The sequence below is a fragment of the Sinomonas sp. ASV486 genome (genome assembly GCF_030908215.1).
In the GTDB taxonomy this organism is placed as follows: Bacteria; Actinomycetota; Actinomycetes; order Actinomycetales; family Micrococcaceae; genus Sinomonas; species Sinomonas puerhi.
In genome coordinates this window covers 91,642-108,540 of sequence record NZ_JAVFJK010000007.1, presented here as the reverse complement: position 1 = coordinate 108,540, position 16,899 = coordinate 91,642, and the positions used below count along the sequence as shown (strand labels likewise).

The following is a 16,899-nucleotide window of genomic DNA, read 5'->3' as shown; positions in this document are numbered from 1 at the left end:
CAAACCGAACGTTCGGCAACCGGGCGGCGGCGTCCGTGTGTCAGGCGCGGACGCGCTCGAGGTAGGCCGCGAGCTGATCGACGAGGCCCCGCGTGCCCTCCTCGCGCAGGGCCGGGTCCTCGTGGCCGTCGAGGTAGACGCCGTGCTCAGTGAGCGTCAGCAGCGTGCCGTCGCCCGCGGGGGCGAGCTCGATGGTCGCGAGCGAGACGGAGAGCTTCGCGCCCGCGAAGGACATCTCGTAGGTGTAGACAATCCGCTCGTTCTCGACGATGTCGTAGTAGTGGCAGTGGAACTCGCTCAGGTGCTCTTCGTCGGGCCCTCCGATGTTGACCTCGGACCCACCAGGGCGGAAGTCCATGGATGGGTCCTTCTGGATCCAGTCGGAGGGGCCGACGAACCACTGCATCTTCTCCTCCAGATCGGAGAAGGCTGCGAAGACGCGCTCAGGCGGTGCTGCGAGCGTGCGCGTGACGGTGAAGGTGGACTGGAGCTGCTGGCTCATGATGATTCCTTCGGGTGGGAGGTCGCCTCGAGGAAGGCCTCGAGGCGGTCGACGGCGCGCTCCTGCCGCAGGCGCCGCGCGTGCAGCCAGGACTCGGCCGCACGGAGGGCGTCCGGCGCGAGGGTGCACGTGCGCACCCGGCCGGACTTCGCCGTCGTGATGAGGCCAGCTCCCTCGAGGACGGCGAGATGCTGGACGACGGCGGGGAGGCTCACCCCGAGCGGGGCGGCGAGGGCACTCACGGAGGCGGGCCCTTCGCAGAGGCGGGTCACGATCGCCCTGCGGCGCGGATCGGACAGCGCATGGAACGCGGCGTCGAGCCCGTCCACCTCACCGTCCGAATACTTAATCACATGCTTAAGTATCTGTATCTGGATGATCCTGTCAACTCCCAGCTGACTCCAAGCATCTGTGCACCTGATCGTCACCTGAAGATGGCTCTCGGTTAACAGGCTCCGGAGTACCCTCACGCCCATGACGAGACTCTCAAAGACCACGCGAAGAACCATCGTCGCCACCACCGCCCTCGCTCTTGCCGGCGGGGGCATTGCTGTAGCTGTAGGCCCGCTCGTCGCGGGCCCCTCGACAGACGGCACCGCCATCACTCCGGCTGGACAGCGCGTGACCCCGTGGGGCACCCAGACCGTGCTCGGGGACCTCCCCCTCAACTCGGCACTCTCCCCCGACGGCAAGCACCTCCTCGTGACGAACAACGGCCAGGGGACGCAGTCGATCCAACTCGTGGACGTCGGCGATCATGAGGTTGAGCAGACGCTTCCGTACAAGTCCCCCGAATCGGTCTACGTGGGCCTCGCCTGGAGCCCGGATGGCACGAAGGCGTACGCGAGCGCCGCGGCGAACTCCAAGATCCGCACCTACACGTATGCGGGCGGAAAGCTGACCGAGGGCGCGCCCCTCGCCCTCCCGACCACAACCCCCGACGGCAAACCACTCACCCTCTACCCGGCGGGGCTTGCAGTAACGCCAGACGGGAAGCGGATCGTGGTGGCAGACCAGCTCGGCAACGCGGTCTCGGTTGTCGACGCGGCGAGCGGCGCGGTCCACACGGCTGCGGCCGGGAACCGGCCGGTCGGCGTCGTGCTGTCCTCGGACGGGAAGACCGCCTACGTGACCAATCAGGGCGAGTCGAGCGTCAGCGTGGTGGACGTCTCCGGCGCTCAGCCCGCCGTCGTGCGCACGCTCACTGCGGGCCTGCACCCGAACAAGGCCGCGCTCACCGCGGACGGCGCGACCCTCTTCGTCGCGAACGCCGACGACGACACAGTGAGCGCGATCGACACCGCGAGCGGGACGGCGAGGAGCATCAGCCTTGCCCCGTCCCAGGATGCGCCCGTCGGCACGAACCCCACAGGCCTTGCCCTCGACGAGAAGGACGGTCGCCTGTTCGTGGCGAACTCGGGCAATAACGACGTCGCGGTGATCAGCCTCGGCGACCACAGGGTCACGGGCGTGATCCCGAGCGCGTGGTACCCGTCCTCGCTCGCGTTTCGCGATGGCACGCTCCTCGTGACCAACGCGAAGGGCCTTGGGGCCGGGCCCAACGATGGCGCGGGCCACCCGGATCCCACCGTCCCGGGCTTCCCCGCCGAGAACCAGTACTCGGGATCGATGATCAAGGGCACTCTGTCAAGCTATGAGGTCCCCGACGGCGGCCAGCTTCAGAAGGCCACCGAGCAGGTCAAGAACAACAACCGGCCCTCCAAGGCCGGCGTCGGCGCCGTGGTGCCCGCCCAGCCCGGCGGTGAGACCCCGATCAAGCACGTGATCTACGTAGTCAAGGAGAACCGCACGTACGATCAGGTGCTCGGCAACCTCGGGAAGGGCAACGGCGAGGCCAGCCTGAACCTGTTTGGCGACGATTCCGCCCCGAACACCCGTGCGCTTGCGAGGCAGTTCACCACGATCGACAACTTCTACGCCGACGCCGAGGTCAGCGCGAACGGCTGGAACTGGGTCACGCAGGCCAACTCGAACCCGTACGCCGAGCAGATGTGGCCGCAGAACTACTCCGGCCGATCCCGCGTGTACCCATCTGAGAACAACACCCCGGAGATCGCGTCGCAGAATCCCAGCGAAGCCTACGTGTGGCAGCGCCTCGACAAGGCCGGCGTGAGCTTCCGCAACTACGGGTTCTTCGTCAGCAACACCGCGGGCGGTGCCGTCGCGGCCGACCCCGTGCTCAACGCCCAGACGGACCATGCCTACCGTGGCTACGACATGAACTGCCCCGATTCGTCCGGGACAGTCGCGATCGCCAAGCCGACCTGCACGACGCCGCGCATCGACGAATGGATCAACGATTTCGGCGCCCGCGCCAAGGCCGGCACCGTTCCCGCGGTCCAGTTCGTGCGCCTGCCGAACGACCACACCCAGGGCACAAGGGTCGGCGCCCCGACGCCGCAGGCCTACGTCGCGGACAACGACTACGCGCTCGGACGGCTCGTGGACGCGGTCTCGCACTCCGAGATGTGGAAGGACACCGCGATCTTCGTGACGGAGGACGACGCCCAGAACGGCGCCGACCACGTCGACGCCCACCGCACCCTCGCACTGGCCATCAGCCCGTACACCCAGACGGGCAAGGTCGACTCGACGTTCTACTCGACCGCGTCGATGATCCGCACCATCGGTCTCATCGCCGGCTTCAAGCCGCTGACCCAGTTCGACGCCTACGCGACGCCGATGAACGCCTCATTCACCGGACAGCCCCGGATGGAGGCGTACACCGCGATCAAGCCGAGCTACCTCATGGGCACGCTCAACGCGGCCACGGCCCCGCTCGCCGCGCAGTCGTCCGCCCAGGACCTGACGAAGGAGGACCAGATCAACGAGCGAACCTTCAACGAGGCAATCTGGAAATCAGTCAAGGGTGCTGACTCAACCATGCCCGAGCCGCAGCACAACGTGATCGGCTCCGGCACCCCGCCGACCGCCTCCGACCCGGACGGCGACGGCCGCTAACCTGCTATCGAACGATGGAGGGGCGCCGCGCCGGGGGGGGGCGGGGCCCCCCAAGACCGGAGGCGCCCAAGCGGGCACGGCACCCCCCCCCCGGCCCGGCCCGGGCCCCACCCCTCACCCCCCCGGTGGGCGGGGCCCCGCGCGGGGGGGTGGGGGGCCCCTCCTCTCGATGACGGACCTATGCGGGCAGCTCAGCCTGCTATCCGGGACTGGTCGTGGTGAAGCCGCCCCCGCAACGCCTCCGTGGAACGCTTGAGGGCGCGGAACGCACCCAGCATCACTGCCGTGCCGACGAAGGCCACGACGCCGGTCACGAATAGCAGCGCCCCGAGGGCGACGGTGCCGAAGAAAACGGCGGTCTGAAGGTTGAACTCGAACATGGCTCCACTCACTCTAGGCCCCACCCAGTTGGGACCCACGTCAATTCTGACGCGCCAAATCCTCGAAATGATCGCAGATCCGAGTGTTCATCTGTGATCCTGGCCACGTGGTCAGCGGGCGTCCAGCACCGGGCCCCGGACGTGCAGTGCTGCGCAGACGTGCCGTGCGGCGGATGTCAGTCGCCGGCGCAGGCCACACCGTTGTTGTTCACGTCCAGCCTGGTGCTGTAGCCGGGGTCGCCGGGCAAGAGCGATGCGATGCCCGCTGCGTGCACGGCTTTGCAGTTCCGGTAGCTCGGAGTGGGCTGGGGCGTGGCTGCCGGGACGGGCGCGACGGCCGCGGGCGTCGGGGCCGGGGGCGCCACCCCGACGGGAACTGCTGGGACCGACGGGCTAGGGGTCGCAACGCTCGTGGGAGGGTTGAGCGCGGTCGCGGTGGTCAGTCCGGTCGCGGTTGCGGAGGACGACGGCGAAGGGACGGATCCCTGCGTTGCGGACGAGCCCGACGGCAACCGGCTGCCCACGGCAGTACCGGCGAGCGCCGAGTTCCACGTCCCGGCGAAGGCCTGGAACGAGACGGCGCCGACGGCGAGCAGGATCGCGATCAGGGCACTCCAGATCGCGGCCGTCGGGACGAACGTGGCGCCAACCGACCGTTGGGCGTGCGACTTCCAGAACAGGGCTGTCCCGAGCACGATCGCCGCGGCGACAATCACAGCCACGGGTGCAAGGGCGATCCCCACGCAGACGAGGGCAACGGCTGAGGCCGAGACCACCCACACCGTCGGCTTGACCCGGGGGCCAGCTGCCCGCGGCCGTCGCGGCGCCTCCGCTCCCACTGAACCACCCGCGGCCGGTGTAGCGCTCGTAGCCTCGACGACTGGCAGTTCCTCGGTCACCAAACCAAGCTCGTCAGCCAACACTGTTGCCCATCCTTTCTACTCCGCGGGCCTCCCACTCCTCGCGCAGCACGCCGAAGACCACGTCGTCGAAGAGCTCGCCCCGCACCTTGCGGGCCTTCCTGAACCGGGCCTCCTCGGTGAACCCAAGCTTCACCCCGATGCGGCACATGCCCTCATTGCCGCTCCAGGTGGCGAAGTCGAGCCGGTCACTGTCCGTGGCCCCGAACAGGTAGCCGGTCCACAAGGTCAGGGCCTCGGTGCCATAGCCGCCGGACCAGTGGGCGGGGTCGTAGATGGCGAGCCCGAGGCGCCGCCACGGCAGGAGAGCGGTGCCGTCCTCTGACCCCGCACTCGGCCGCTCGTGCCAGTACCAGGAGACCTGACCGATGAACTCGCCCGAGGCCGCGTCCGCAATGGCGAGGTGCTCGCGCACGGCCGGCCAGTCGCCGTCGTGCGCGCGCTTCGCGAGCGAGGCGCACCATCCGTCCGCGCCCTCGGCCGTCCAGCGGGAGTAGTAGGGGCCGTCGTAGAGCTGCCAGTCGTGCATGCCGGTCGGGGGCGGGACGATCCAGTGACGCAACGCCTCGATGTCGCGGGGCGTCCAGTCCCGCAGGATCACGCGGGAGCCGGTAAGGAGCACAGGGTCGGTCACCGCCCCACCATACAAGCCCTCCGGAAACGGCAGGCGAACGCTCTCCCCTCCTGACCTTGCCGGCCCGTCAGCGGGCAAGCCCCGCCCGGCGGAGCGCGTCCGCGAGCGCGGTGTCCGCCGCCGGCTGGCCCTGCCCGCCGGGCTTGCCTCCACTACCCTGCCGTGGTGCGCCGCCGTCACCAATCCGGGACGCGCCGCCGTTCGAGCGCCGTGCCCCGCGCTGGTCCCCTGGCTTGCGCTGATCGTCCGGCTTGGTTGGTCCCGCTCCCTCGGACGCACGACGCCGCTCCTCGCCTCCGCGCGCGGGCTTGCCCACGCCACGCTCGGCACCGACCTCGTCGTCGAGCCGGAGGGTCAGGGAGATGCGTTTGCGGGCGACGTCAACCTCCAAGACCTTGACCTTCACGATCTGCCCCGACTGCACCACCTCCCGCGGGTCCGAGATGAACCTCGAGCTCATGGCGGAGACATGAACGAGTCCGTCCTGGTGCACGCCGAGGTCAACGAACGCTCCGAAGGCGGCAACGTTGGAGACCGTTCCCTCGAGGATCATGCCCGGCTTGACGTCGTTGATGCTCTCGACGCCTTCCTTGAGGGAAGCCGTGACGAATTCGGGCCGGGGATCCCGGCCTGGCCGGACGAGCTCGGCCATGACATCCCTCACGGTGGGTATGCCGAACCGCTCGTCCGCGAACTGCGCCGGGTCCAGCGTTGCGACGCGCTCCTTGGACCCGCCAGCCGCCTCGAGGATGCGGGCAGCCAGTCCGTACGCCTCGGGGTGCACGGCCGATGCGTCGAGCGGCTGTTTGCCGCCCGTGATCCGCAGGAATCCGGCGCACTGCTCGAATGCCTTCTCGCCCAGCCGCGGGACCTTCTTGAGCGCGGCGCGGGAGGGGAACATGCCGTTCGCATCCCGGTATTCCACGATGTTTCGGCTCAGCGTCGGGCCGAGTCCGGCAACCCTCGCGAGGAGCGCGGGCGAGGCGGTGTTGACGTCCACGCCGACTGCGTTGACGCAGTCCTCGACCACCGCGTCGAGGGTCCGCTCGAGCTTCGCCTGCGTGACGTCGTGCTGGTACTGGCCGACGCCGATCGACTTGGGGTCGATCTTGACAAGCTCTGCGAGGGGGTCCTGTAGCCGCCGGCCGATGGACACGGCCCCGCGGAGGGACACATCGAGCTCGGGCAGTTCTGCCGAGGCCAGCGCGGAGGCGGAGTACACGGAAGCGCCGGCCTCGGACACGATGACCTTGGCGCTGCGGGGCATCCCGAGCCGGGTCAGCAGCTCGCCCGCGAGGCGGTCTGTCTCCCGGCTCGCGGTTCCGTTGCCCACGGCCACGAGTTCGACGCCGTGCTCGCGGCACAGCTTCTCGAGCACCGCGAGCGCCTCGGTCCACTTCTTGGCCGGGGCGTGGGGATAGATCGTCGCCGTGTCCACCACCTTGCCGGTCCCGTCGACGACGGCAACCTTCACCCCCGTCCGCAGGCCTGGGTCGAGCCCGAGCACCGCGCGGTTGCCCGCTGGGGCTGCGAGGAGGACGTCGCGGAGGTTGGCCGCGAAGACCTTGACGGACTCCTCCTCGGCCGCATCGAACAGCCGGGACCGGAGATCCGATTCGAGCTTGGCCAGGAGCCGGCCCTGCCAAGCGACCTTGACGGTCTGTGCAAGCCATTTCCCGGCCGGGGTGCCGGAGCCGCCGCGGACGCCGAGCGCATGGGCAACGGCCGCCTCGTAGCCAGCACGGGCCTCTGCCAGCGCGGCGTCGTCCCGGGGATCGGCCTCGGCGATCTCGAGGGAGATCGCGCCCTCCCGCTCTCCGCGCAGGAGTGCGAGCACTCGGTGGCCCGGGAGCGCGTCGACGCGCTGGACATAGTCCTCGAAGTCGGCGTACTTGCCCTCGCCCGTGGCCGCGGGAGCGGGCGACGGCGCTGCACCCGGGCGCGCCGTCGCCCCCGGACGCCCGGAGTCGTGGGCTCGGTTCTTCCCCGGTGCCTTCGCCTCGGAATGGATCCGACCTCCGCGGAAGAGCCGCTCGCGGAGGTCGGCGACGAGCTCGGCGTCCTGCCCGGCGCGTTCGGTGAGGATGGCCCGGGCGCCTGCGAGCGCGTCCTGCGCGCTCGCGACGCCGAGCCCCTCGTTGAGGTAGGCGGCGGCCAGCGCGTCGAGGTCCTGGGCAGGGTCCGCGAGGAGCGCGTCCGCGAGCGGCTCGAGGCCGGCGTCGCGCGCGATCTGGGCGCGGGTGCGGCGTTTGGACTTGTACGGAAGGTACAGGTCCTCGAGCTGCGACTTTGTGGCGGCGGCGGCGATCGAGGCCTGCAGCTCGACTGTGAGGGCGCCCTGCTCGGCGATCGAGGCGAGGACCGCACGGCGTCGATCCTCGAGCTCGCGCAGGTACCGCAGGCGTTCCTCGAGGTCGCGCAGCTGGGCGTCGTCGAGCGTTCCGGTGACTTCCTTGCGGTAGCGGGCGATGAACGGGACCGTGGCACCTCCATTCAGGAGCCCGACGGCGGCGTCTACCTGCCACGGCGACACACCGAGCTCGGCCGCTATGGTGCGCGCGATCGCGGCCGCAGTCTCCTCTTCGCCGGGCAGTTCGGCGAGGGAAGGCCCGGGATCGGCGGGTTGGGGCAGGGGCGTCACAGTGCTCACCGTTCTACTGTGCCCTACTCCACCGACATTGCTCGACCGTCGCTCGCGATGGCTGCCGTCATCGGGACACGATCCCCCACAGGGCGCTGGCCCACACGAGGCCTCCGCGGCCGAGCTCCGCGACGGCGGTGCCAACGCCGATGATCGCGTACAGGCTGACGGGGACCAGCATGAGCCACTCCCGCCACGAGCCCGCGTCGCCGAGGATCGGGAGGGAGAGGTGGCCACCCCGCCGCCACACCGTCCGGATGATCGGGGTCTTGTGCATGAACGTGGGCCGTCGGAAGCGCAGCGGCCAGATCAGGTTGCAGCCCCCGGTGGTCAGCAGGTCCCCGGCAATGTGCACGGCCGCGCCGATGCCGACGGCGAGCGGGAACCAGTCCTGCTGGTCGGGCGCATTGAGGGCGACGAAGGCGGCCAGCGGCAGGGAAAGGACCCAGGGAAGCTTCTTCACGCCGTCCGGAAGGATGCCGAGGACCTTCGCCGCGAACGAGACCAGCAGGAGCGAGACGAGTCCGGTCCCGACGTACACCGTGCCCCACAGCGGTGTCTCGACCGTCCAGCGGCCGGCGAACCACGCCATCGCAACGAACGCGGCGATGCCCACAAGGGAGTGCGTGCCATTGCGATGACCACCGGCGATCGCCCCGACGCTCGCGCACACCACGTTCGAGACGGGCGGGAGCGACTGGGCGATCGTCGCGCTGCGGTGGTCTGCGTCGGGCAGGAGGGCGGCGCCGGCCGTGACGAGGGCGCCCACGATGACGCTCGTGGGGGTCCCCTCGAAGATCGGCCACCCGATGTCGAACGCCACCTTCCCAAGGCCCGCCTCGGGAGGGAACAGCGCCGTCACGAACGTCAGGTCGTAGTGGACACGCGTAGTCAACGCGACCCAGGCTGCTGCGCCACAGGCCGCGTGGTGGGGCCCCATCATCGTGCGGGGGCCTGATCCCAAGGGCTAGGAAAGCGACGGGACGGTGGTTCGGAGTCTTCCATGGGCGGAGCTCAGGCCGTGCAATCGGCGCATGCGCCGGCCTCGAGGTCGCCATCGGCCAGCACTGCGCCGCAGTCCCGACACCACGAGTGGGCAGCGAGATCGGCACAGCTCGCGCACACCGCATCCTCCAACAGGGCTAGGGCACGGCCGCAGTCGCTGCAGGCTTCCTCGAGGAGGGAGAGACGAGGGCGCTCTGTATGCCCGGCGCCCGGGCGGGTCCTGACGTCGCTCGAGGCGGGGTTGGCGACTGCTGCTGTGCTCATACAACGAGGCTAGAGACGGGGTCCGACATTTCTCGTCCGCGGTCTCGGAGAGTTGCGGATTCGCTGGCGTAGGCTGGCCGCCATGGCCAGATTCTTCGATGTCCACCCGGTCGATCCGCAGCCCCGGTCGATAGCCCAGGTCGTGCAGATCCTGCGGGAGGGGGGTCTCATCGCCTATCCGACGGACTCGTGCTATGCCCTCGGGGCGATGATGGGCAACCGCGAGGCACTGGACCGGATCCGCCAGATCAGGCATCTCGACGACAAGCACCACTTCACGCTCGTGTGCGCCGAATTCGCCCAGCTCGGGCAGCTCGTCGAGATGCCCAACGACGTGTTCAGGGCCATCAAGGCCGTTACGCCGGGCCCCTATACGTTCATCCTCCCGGCTACGCGGGAGGTTCCCAAGCGCATGCTGCACCCCAAGAAGAAGTCGGTGGGCGTGCGTATCCCCGACCACTCCGTGGTCCGGGCACTGCTGAGGGAGCTCGGCGAGCCCCTCCTCTCCTCGACCCTGCTCCTGCCGGGGGATGAGGATCCGCTCACGGATGGCTGGGAGATCAAGGAACGGCTCGACAACGTCCTGGACGCCGTGATCGACGCCGGCGAGTGCGGGTCGGAGCCCACTACCGTGGTTGACTTCACCTCCGGTGCCGCCGAGATCGCCCGCTACGGTGCCGGCGACCCGAGCCGCTTCGAATAGCCACAGCGTCCAATAGCCGCAGCCGGGAGGCGCGCACGACGGCGGGTGCCCACCCGCCGTCGTGCGCTCACCGGACGCCGTGCGCGTCAGCCGAATGAGGCCGACAGTCTGTAGCCTCCGCCGTCGAGGCAGCCGTTCTGACCAGACAGATTGGCGTAGCCCTTCTGGTTGTCGTAGGCCCAGTTGCTCCAGTTCCCCTGGATCTTCCATTGGGTCTTGTTCGCGAACGTCACGTAGTCCGAGCCGAAGGACCAGGCGCACTTGTCCGCGTTCTCGCTCCCTGACCCGTCATACCAGGCGTTGAGGTTGGGGTCCGTCCGAGCCTCGCTCAGCTCGTGCCCGCTCACGTTCGCTAGCGCCTGGAGGCCTTGGCTCTCGCCGCTGACCGTGGAGTTCGGGTCGCAGCCCGGGTCGCCGTCGAGCTTGAAGAAGAAGGCGTACTGGACATGGAAACCGTTGACGGTCCCGTCGGAGTGCCACGCGCAGTACCGAGCGCGGCCCCGGGGAATGTCGGTGTAGACGGCGTAGTAGCCGCGACCGGACGTATCCGGGTTGGTGATGGCCCTCCCGACCTCGGCGAGGACCGCGGACTGCGAGGACGAGGCGGGCGAGCTGTCCTGCACGTGCCCGTTGTACGTCATGGTGGACGTCACCGCGACTGGCCCGGACTGCGTGTACTCGTCCGAGGTGCGCGCGTACTCGCTCGCGCTCATGCCGCCATAGAAACGGTCGAGGCCCGAGATCTTATCGCCCGCGTCGGTCGGCCACGTCGTCCCCCAGAAGATGGCGCGAACATCCGGCACAACGTCCAGGATGGTGCCGCCGTGGTAGGTCATATCGGGCGACTGGGTGGCGCGGGCCTGCCGCGGCGGAACACCGCGTGCAAGGCTCACGTGCGCGTTGCCTGCCGGATCGGGTTCCGGCCGCGCCGCCGTTGCGCTGGGCGCAGCCAGGACGGCTGCGAGGAGGAGCGCGGAGACAGCGTATGCGGTACGGCGAACAGCTTCTGAAGCAGCCACGGTGTGCCCTTCTCGCAGCGGGCGGGACCATTGGGGTGAGGTCCCTGACGCGATGATAGGCGTCGCCGGGCTCCGCGAGAAGAAGCTGAGCTGAGCCTAGGCGAGCTTCGCCCGGACGATCTCACTGACCGCCTTGCCGTCGAATCGGCCGGCCACCTCGGCGGTGACGGGCTTCATGACCTGGCCCATCTGCCGCATGGTGGGCTCGGTGCCGTCCGCGGCCAGGGCCGCGATGGCGTCATCGACGATCTTCTCGACGTCCTCGCGCGTGAGCGGGGCCGGCAGGTAGGCCTCGATGACCTCGGCCTCGGCCACCTCCGCGGCCGCGCGGTCGTCCTCCCCCGCCGTGGCGTAGATCTCCGCGGTCTCGCGGCGCTTGGACGCCTCCTTCTGCAGCAGCGAGGTGAGCTGGGCGTCGTCGAGCGTCACCGGCTCCTTCCCCGACTTCTCCCGCGTCTCGATCTCGCCGAGCACGTTGCGCACTGTGATCAGTGCGGTCTTGTTGCCGGACTTCATGTGGGTCACGACGTCGGCCTGGAGCCGCTCCTTGAGCGTGGGCATGTGCACCTTCCTCTGTCTGTTGGCCTTCCGCGTCTGTCCACGGACCGTCTGCCTCAAGGGTAGGCGCTCCTACAATGGAAGAAGCCTTGAGGAGGTCCCCGTGGGACACCAGCGCTACAGAGTCCGGGGCCTGCGGCACGTCCGACCGTACCGCCGCTCCACCGCTCCGGCACGCCCGGTGCCGGTTCCGCGCCCGGAGGCCCCAAGTCATCAGGAGCGAGCACCGTATTCCGTCGTCGCATGGCCTCGTCCGCGGAGGATTGTGGCCGTGGCGTCCCTCGCGGCCAGGTGGCTCATCGTCGCGATCCTTTGTCTGGCGGTGCTCGACGTCGCGCGCGTCGCCGGGGTCCCGCTCGTCCTGATCGTTCTGGTATGGACCGGTTCCAGGGTGGCGCGAGGTCGACGGCGCCGGCTGCTCGGGCGCCCGTGGTACCCGGGGCCGGACATGCGTGATGGCCCCGCGCGGGCGTCCTCCCTCCCGCCCCCGGAGCCCCGGGCCGAGCCGCGGAGGCCAGACCGCGGCAACCCCTACGATCTCGAGACCTACCTGAAGCGGCAGGGCGAAGAGAGGCCGTAAAGTTATCGTCCACCTCACACTGGCCCCCTAGGATCGAACCATGGGGAGAGCCAAGGACGCATCCGCCGCCTTCGGGCGACTCATCGCCTTCCTCGCGGTCAGTGGCCTGTGCGGAGCACTCGTGGCGGGGATCTTCATGCCGGTCGCGGCCGCGACTTGGGGCGCCACGAACGGCACCGTCCAGTTCTTCGACAACCTGCCGAGCGAGCTCAGCGTCTCCCCACCGGACCTCGTGACCAAGATGGTGGCGGCCGACGGCTCGGAAATCGCGACCCTCTACAACGAGAACCGAACGCCGGTAAGCCTCGATGCGATGTCCCCCAACATCAAGAACGCGATCATCGCGGTCGAGGACTACCGGTTCTACGATCACGGAGGCATCGACACCGCAGGGGTCCTGCGCGCCGTCATCGCCAACGTCAAGGGCGACAGGCAGGGTGCCTCCACGCTCACGCAGCAGTACGTGGCCAACGTTCTCAAGGAGAACCTGCTGGCCCAGGGCCAGGATCCCACCGTGGTGCTGAACGGCCAGAAGAGCATCGGCGACAAGCTGCGCGAGATGAAGCTCTCTATCGCCCTCGAGAAGAAGAACTCGAAGGACGACATCCTCGCCGGCTACCTCAACATCGTCTTCTTCAACACGCATGCGTACGGCATCCAGGCCGCGAGCCAGTACTTCTTCTCGGTCAACGCGAAGGACCTCACGCTCCCCCAGGCGGCACTCCTCGCGGGAGTGGTCAACGGCCCGAGCGTCTACGACCCGACAGCCCGCCCGGGCCCCTCGGTCGAGCGGCGCAACCTCGTGCTCGATGCGATGCTCAAGCACGGCTACATCAGCCAGAAGGAGCACGACGACGCGGTCGCGACTCCGCTTGAGCTCAAGGTCAATCCGCCGCGGCAGGGGTGCGCCTACGCCGTCCAGGCCCAATACTTCTGCGACTTCGTGCTGCACCAGATCCTCAACGACCCCGCGTACGGGGCGAGCCCGGACGAGCGCTACCAGAAGGTCACCCGCAGCGGCCTCACGATCACCACGACCCTCGATCCTCGCCTCCAGGGCCCCGCCCAGGCGCAGGTCGACTCGACTGCGGGCCCCAACCCGGACAAATGGGGCACCGCTCTGGTCACCGTGCAGCCGGGCACGGGCAGGGTCCTCTCGATGGCGCAGAACACGCGCATACTCCCTGGCCAGGGCAAGGACTTCGTCACGAGCTACAACTTCGGCGTGGACCGTACGGATGCCAACGGCAACGACCTCGGTGGCGCGGGCGGATTCCAGCCGGGCTCGGCGATGAAGCCCGTGACGCTCGCCGCGTGGCTCGGCGAGGGAAAGCCCACGGACCAGATCGTCAACGCCGGGCAGCGGCGCTACCCCCTCAACCACCCGTGGCGGGACACGTGCACACGGGTCATCGGCGCCTACGACTCCTCTACCGTTGCCAGCCTCGGGACCTCGGGGGACCTCCAGAATGACGAGCCCCAGTGGTACCGCCCCATGACGGTCCGCGAGGGCGTCTACCAGTCCATCAACACGGCCACCTTCGCCTCGGCGGCGGGCCTGAATGACTTCTGCGACATCCAGCGCGCCGCCGACGCGCTCGGGATGCACAACGGCGAGGGCGCTGGCGCGAAGCTCGACATGTCCGTGCTCGGCAACCTGCTCGGCGGCCCGAACATCGCCCCCCTGACGATGGCCTCCGCCTACGCCACGTTCGCGGCGAACGGTACGTACTGCGCGCCGTGGTCGATCACTGACGTCACCGACTCGCACGGCAAGCGGATCGGCGGCCAGGCCCAGGCATGCCAGCCCGGGTCCATCAAGCCTGACGTGGCAAAGGCCGTGACGAACGTCCTGCAGGATGTGCTGACCAAGGGCTCGGGCTACAACATCAAGGACAACGCCGGCAAGACCATCTACCTCGGCGTGCCCGACGCCGCCAAGACCGGCACGAACGAGTTCAACAGCGAGACCTGGGTCATTGGCTACACGCGGGGCCTCGCGACCGCATCCTACTTCGGCGAGGCGCTGGGGAACCCCGAGGATCACCTCGGCCGGAATGTGATCGTCAACGGGCGCTTCTGGCCCGTGGTCGACGGCGCGTACATCGCCGGCCCGCAGTGGGCCTACTACATGCAGAAGGCCATCGGGCTCTACGATCGCGGCCCGTTCGACGCTCCGCCCCCCAGCCTGATCACGCCCGGGAAGAAGTAGGGTCCGCAAGCCGCTCCAAAAGCACGGGTGACGCACGACGCCGGGTGCGCGCCCGCCGTCGTGCGCCTCCTTCCGCGGGGACTGCTGCCGCGGCACCCGCGGCGAGTGCCGCTACAGGTGAGCCGGCGCCACGGCGGCGACGAGACTGTAGAGGTCCTTGGGGTCCTCAGGGGCCGCGACGAGGTCGATCTCCTCGCCGAACTCGGTGCCGGCGACAGCATCGCGCACGTAGCGCAGCGCCGAGAAGTCCTCGACCGCGAAGCCGACAGAGTCGAAGATCGTGACCTGCTCGGGCGAAGTGCGGCCGGCTTGGCGTCCGAGGAGGACCTCCCAGAATTCGGTGACCGGGAAGGCGGGGGCCACCTGCTGGATCTCGCCCTCGATGCGGGTCTGCGGCGTGTATTCGACGAACACCTCGCCCAGCTCGAGGATCTTCGCATCGAGCTCGGTCTTGCCGGGGCAGTCGCCCCCGATCGCGTTGATGTGGACGCCCGGGCGGACGAGGTCAGCCGTGAGGATGGTCGCGTTGGTCTTGTCCGCCGTGCAGGTCGTGATGATGTCCGCGCCCTCGACGCACTCAGCAGCGGAGCCCGTGACGACGATCTCGACGCCGTGAGGAGCCATGTTGCGCGCGAACTTCTCCATCGCCGCCGCGTCCGTGTCCCAGACGCGGAAGGACGAGATACCGAGCGCACTGCGGAACGCGAGGGCCTGGAACTCGGACTGGGTTCCGGCGCCGATGAGGGCGAGGACCTTGGAGTCCGGGCGGGCGAGGTGCTTCGCGAACATGGCCGAGGTCGCCGCGGTCCGCAGAGCCGTGAGGACCGTCATCTCGGAGAGGAACGTCGGGTAGCCATTGTGGACATCCGCAAGGACGCCGAAGGCGGTGACGGTCTGGTAGCCGCGGGCCGGGTTGGACGGGTGCCCGTTGACGTACTTGAAGCCGTACTCCTCGTCGGTGCTCGTGGGCATGAGCTCGATGACGCCGAACGGGGTGTGGCTCGCAACGCGCGGGGTCTTGTCGAAGGACTCCCAGCGGCGGAAGTCCTCCTCGAGGTAGTCGATCATGCCGGCCATGATCTCCTCCGGGCCACGGTCTGCGGTCCAGGCGACCATGGTTCGGACATCGACGAAACGCGCCATCGCGTGGGCTCCTTCAGTGGATCTGGGGGGTACCCACCCACGGTACGGATCGGCGATCTGCATCTGCAATGGCCGGAATGGATCACTTATGGGCAGTCAGTGAGCATTCTGACGGAGTTCTCTGTTCATTGTGCCCACTCAGCGGAGCACGGAGCTCAAGAGCAGGCTGGATTCGCTGTTGACGATCCCCTCGATGCCGCGGATCCGGCCCAGGAGCGCGTCGAAGTCGCGCAGGCTGTCGGTGCGGAGCTCGGCCACGAGGTCCCACCGTCCGTTCGTGGTGTGGAGTGCGGTGATCTCGGGAAGGCCCCGGAGCGCGCCGATCACCGTGTCCGCACTCCTTCCCTCGACCTCGATGAGGGTCACCGCGTGGATCGCGAGCGGGTCCACCTCGTCACGGACCCGCGCGGTGAACCCGACGATGGTCCCCGATGCGACCAGCTTCTCGATCCGGCTGCTCACGGTGGCGCGCGTGACCCCCAGCCGCCGCGCGAGGTTGGCCACGGATTCTCGGCCGTCCTCGCGCAGGGCCGAGAGGAGTCTGCGGTCGAGCTCGGTCAGCTCGGCCACCTCACGCCTTGAGCGTTGCGTCGAGGAGACCGCGGAGCTCGCGGAAGTGCCGCTCGGCGGCCTCCTCGTGGTAGGACGCGGTGTCCGCCATGGAGTAGCCGTGCGCCGCGCCGGGGTAGATGACGTTCGACGCCGTGAGGCCGGCTTCGGCGAGCGCCTCGCCGAGGCGTGCCACGGCTTCCGAATCCATGCTCCTGTCCTGATCGGCATGGCCGAACACGAAGCGCGCTCGGGCGTTGGACAGCCCGAGGTGGGGGCTGTCCTCGGCGTCGGTGGCGAGGCCACCGCCGTGGAAGCCGCCGCAGGCCGCGACCTCGGGGTGCGCGTTCGCGGTGCGGACGGCCAGACGCGCGCCCATACAGTAGCCGGTGGTGCCGATGGGACCTGGCGCGACGCCGTCGAGACCCTCGAGCGCCGCGACCCACACGTCGATGTCCGCGAGCGCCTTGTCTGCCGTCAGGGTGCCGACGCGTGGGAAGGCGGCCTTGCCTGCCTCTGCGCGACCCTCCGGCGTCGTCATGTCCACGTGCGGCGCCAGTTCCTCGACCGTCCCGTCACGGTAGAACACGTTCGGGGCCAGGACCACGTAGCCCCAATCGGCGACGCGCTGGGCCATCTCCTCGATGCGCGGGCGGATCCCGAAGGCGTCCATGTACAGGATGACGCCAGGGAACGGGCCGTTTCCGGCGGACGGGCGGGCAACGACGGCCTCGGCGGTGCCGGCTGGGGCGGGAATGCGGATGAGCTCGGTAGGCATGGCCACAGGATATCGAGCGGACCTCCGCA

General features: G+C 69.0%; 17 protein-coding genes. 4 read left to right on the top strand and 13 right to left on the bottom strand.

The window, feature by feature from the left end; genetic code table 11:
• Nucleotides 1–40: 40 nt before the first annotated feature.
• Both RBS60_RS11700 and RBS60_RS11695 read right to left on the bottom strand, forming a co-directional pair.
• Nucleotides 41–502 carry an SRPBCC family protein gene (locus RBS60_RS11700; RefSeq protein ID WP_307957735.1) on the bottom strand — a complete coding sequence of 154 codons (462 nt, stop codon included), beginning with the start codon at nt 500–502 and terminating at the stop codon, nt 41–43.
• Nucleotides 499–855, bottom strand: a complete 357-nt coding sequence (locus RBS60_RS11695) for a metalloregulator ArsR/SmtB family transcription factor (RefSeq protein WP_307957734.1) — start codon at nt 853–855, stop codon at nt 499–501. Before RBS60_RS11695 ends, RBS60_RS11700 begins: the two co-directional genes overlap by 4 nt.
• Before the next feature lie 121 nt (nt 856–976).
• Between RBS60_RS11695 and RBS60_RS11690 the strand changes: the two genes are divergently transcribed.
• Nucleotides 977–3,484, top strand: a complete 2,508-nt coding sequence (locus RBS60_RS11690; RefSeq protein ID WP_307957733.1) for a bifunctional YncE family protein/alkaline phosphatase family protein — start codon at nt 977–979, stop codon at nt 3,482–3,484.
• A 191-nt stretch (nt 3,485–3,675) separates the two neighbouring features.
• Here RBS60_RS11690 and RBS60_RS11685 read toward each other — a convergent pair whose 3' ends face one another.
• From RBS60_RS11685 to RBS60_RS11660, 6 genes are all read right to left on the bottom strand, one after another.
• Nucleotides 3,676–3,864, bottom strand: coding sequence for a hypothetical protein (locus RBS60_RS11685; protein ID WP_307957732.1), 189 nt, complete (start codon nt 3,862–3,864; stop codon nt 3,676–3,678).
• 176 nt (nt 3,865–4,040) lie between these two features.
• On the bottom strand, nt 4,041–4,784 hold the full coding sequence (locus RBS60_RS11680; RefSeq protein ID WP_307957731.1) for an excalibur calcium-binding domain-containing protein: 744 nt from the start codon (nt 4,782–4,784) through the stop codon (nt 4,041–4,043).
• Nucleotides 4,777–5,418 carry a GNAT family protein gene (locus tag RBS60_RS11675; RefSeq protein WP_307957730.1) on the bottom strand — a complete coding sequence of 214 codons (642 nt, stop codon included), beginning with the start codon at nt 5,416–5,418 and terminating at the stop codon, nt 4,777–4,779. The genes RBS60_RS11680 and RBS60_RS11675 overlap by 8 nt, the downstream gene beginning before the upstream one ends.
• A 67-nt stretch (nt 5,419–5,485) precedes the next feature.
• On the bottom strand, nt 5,486–8,059 hold the full coding sequence (locus tag RBS60_RS11670; RefSeq protein ID WP_374049276.1) for a Tex family protein: 2,574 nt from the start codon (nt 8,057–8,059) through the stop codon (nt 5,486–5,488).
• Nucleotides 8,060–8,126: 67 nt separating this feature from the next.
• Nucleotides 8,127–8,999, bottom strand: a complete 873-nt coding sequence (locus RBS60_RS11665) for a metal-dependent hydrolase (RefSeq protein WP_307957842.1) — start codon at nt 8,997–8,999, stop codon at nt 8,127–8,129.
• Between the two features lie 74 nt (nt 9,000–9,073).
• The gene (locus tag RBS60_RS11660; RefSeq protein ID WP_307957729.1) at nt 9,074–9,328 is read right to left on the bottom strand and encodes a hypothetical protein; all 255 of its coding nucleotides are present in this window, start codon (nt 9,326–9,328) and stop codon (nt 9,074–9,076) included.
• Nucleotides 9,329–9,410: 82 nt separating this feature from the next.
• Between RBS60_RS11660 and RBS60_RS11655 the strand changes: the two genes are divergently transcribed.
• Nucleotides 9,411–10,031, top strand: coding sequence for an L-threonylcarbamoyladenylate synthase (locus RBS60_RS11655; RefSeq protein ID WP_307957728.1), 621 nt, complete (start codon nt 9,411–9,413; stop codon nt 10,029–10,031).
• Between the two features lie 86 nt (nt 10,032–10,117).
• Here the strand turns inward: RBS60_RS11655 and RBS60_RS11650 are convergent, their stop codons facing one another.
• Entirely contained in the window at nt 10,118–11,050 is a 933-nt protein-coding gene (locus RBS60_RS11650; protein WP_307957727.1) for a hypothetical protein, read from the bottom strand.
• A gap of 96 nt (nt 11,051–11,146) precedes the next feature.
• The gene (locus RBS60_RS11645; protein WP_307957726.1) at nt 11,147–11,611 is read right to left on the bottom strand and encodes a GatB/YqeY domain-containing protein; all 465 of its coding nucleotides are present in this window, start codon (nt 11,609–11,611) and stop codon (nt 11,147–11,149) included.
• 268 nt (nt 11,612–11,879) lie between these two features.
• Here RBS60_RS11645 and RBS60_RS11640 point away from each other — a divergent pair, with 268 nt between their 5' ends.
• Together RBS60_RS11640 and RBS60_RS11635 are read left to right on the top strand one after the other, a co-directional pair.
• Nucleotides 11,880–12,188, top strand: a complete 309-nt coding sequence (locus RBS60_RS11640) for a hypothetical protein (RefSeq protein ID WP_307957725.1) — start codon at nt 11,880–11,882, stop codon at nt 12,186–12,188.
• 40 nt (nt 12,189–12,228) lie between these two features.
• Nucleotides 12,229–14,400, top strand: coding sequence for a transglycosylase domain-containing protein (locus RBS60_RS11635; protein WP_307957724.1), 2,172 nt, complete (start codon nt 12,229–12,231; stop codon nt 14,398–14,400).
• Nucleotides 14,401–14,511: 111 nt separating this feature from the next.
• On the opposite strand, the gene RBS60_RS11630 is transcribed toward RBS60_RS11635, so the two are convergent.
• From RBS60_RS11630 to RBS60_RS11620, 3 genes are all read right to left on the bottom strand, one after another.
• On the bottom strand, nt 14,512–15,543 hold the full coding sequence (locus RBS60_RS11630; RefSeq protein ID WP_307957723.1) for an ornithine cyclodeaminase: 1,032 nt from the start codon (nt 15,541–15,543) through the stop codon (nt 14,512–14,514).
• Nucleotides 15,544–15,681: 138 nt separating this feature from the next.
• Nucleotides 15,682–16,113 carry an Lrp/AsnC family transcriptional regulator gene (locus RBS60_RS11625; protein WP_307957722.1) on the bottom strand — a complete coding sequence of 144 codons (432 nt, stop codon included), beginning with the start codon at nt 16,111–16,113 and terminating at the stop codon, nt 15,682–15,684.
• A gap of 1 nt (nt 16,114) precedes the next feature.
• On the bottom strand, nt 16,115–16,870 hold the full coding sequence (locus RBS60_RS11620) for a dienelactone hydrolase family protein (protein ID WP_307957721.1): 756 nt from the start codon (nt 16,868–16,870) through the stop codon (nt 16,115–16,117).
• Nucleotides 16,871–16,899: the final 29 nt, after the last annotated feature.

What these genes read in the sequence shown, in the direction of transcription:
- RBS60_RS11700 (WP_307957735.1), bottom strand. Translation starts at nt 502, where the DNA reads ATGAGCCAGCAGCTCCAGTCCACCTTCACCGTCACGCGCACGCTCGCA.
- RBS60_RS11690 (WP_307957733.1), top strand. Translation starts at nt 977, where the DNA reads ATGACGAGACTCTCAAAGACCACGCGAAGAACCATCGTCGCCACCACC.
- RBS60_RS11685 (WP_307957732.1), bottom strand. Translation starts at nt 3,864, where the DNA reads ATGTTCGAGTTCAACCTTCAGACCGCCGTTTTCTTCGGCACCGTCGCC.
- RBS60_RS11665 (WP_307957842.1), bottom strand. Translation starts at nt 8,999, where the DNA reads ATGGGGCCCCACCACGCGGCCTGTGGCGCAGCAGCCTGGGTCGCGTTG.
- RBS60_RS11660 (WP_307957729.1), bottom strand. Translation starts at nt 9,328, where the DNA reads ATGAGCACAGCAGCAGTCGCCAACCCCGCCTCGAGCGACGTCAGGACC.
- RBS60_RS11655 (WP_307957728.1), top strand. Translation starts at nt 9,411, where the DNA reads ATGGCCAGATTCTTCGATGTCCACCCGGTCGATCCGCAGCCCCGGTCG.
- RBS60_RS11645 (WP_307957726.1), bottom strand. Translation starts at nt 11,611, where the DNA reads ATGCCCACGCTCAAGGAGCGGCTCCAGGCCGACGTCGTGACCCACATG.
- RBS60_RS11635 (WP_307957724.1), top strand. Translation starts at nt 12,229, where the DNA reads ATGGGGAGAGCCAAGGACGCATCCGCCGCCTTCGGGCGACTCATCGCC.
- RBS60_RS11630 (WP_307957723.1), bottom strand. Translation starts at nt 15,543, where the DNA reads ATGGCGCGTTTCGTCGATGTCCGAACCATGGTCGCCTGGACCGCAGAC.
- RBS60_RS11620 (WP_307957721.1), bottom strand. Translation starts at nt 16,870, where the DNA reads ATGCCTACCGAGCTCATCCGCATTCCCGCCCCAGCCGGCACCGCCGAG.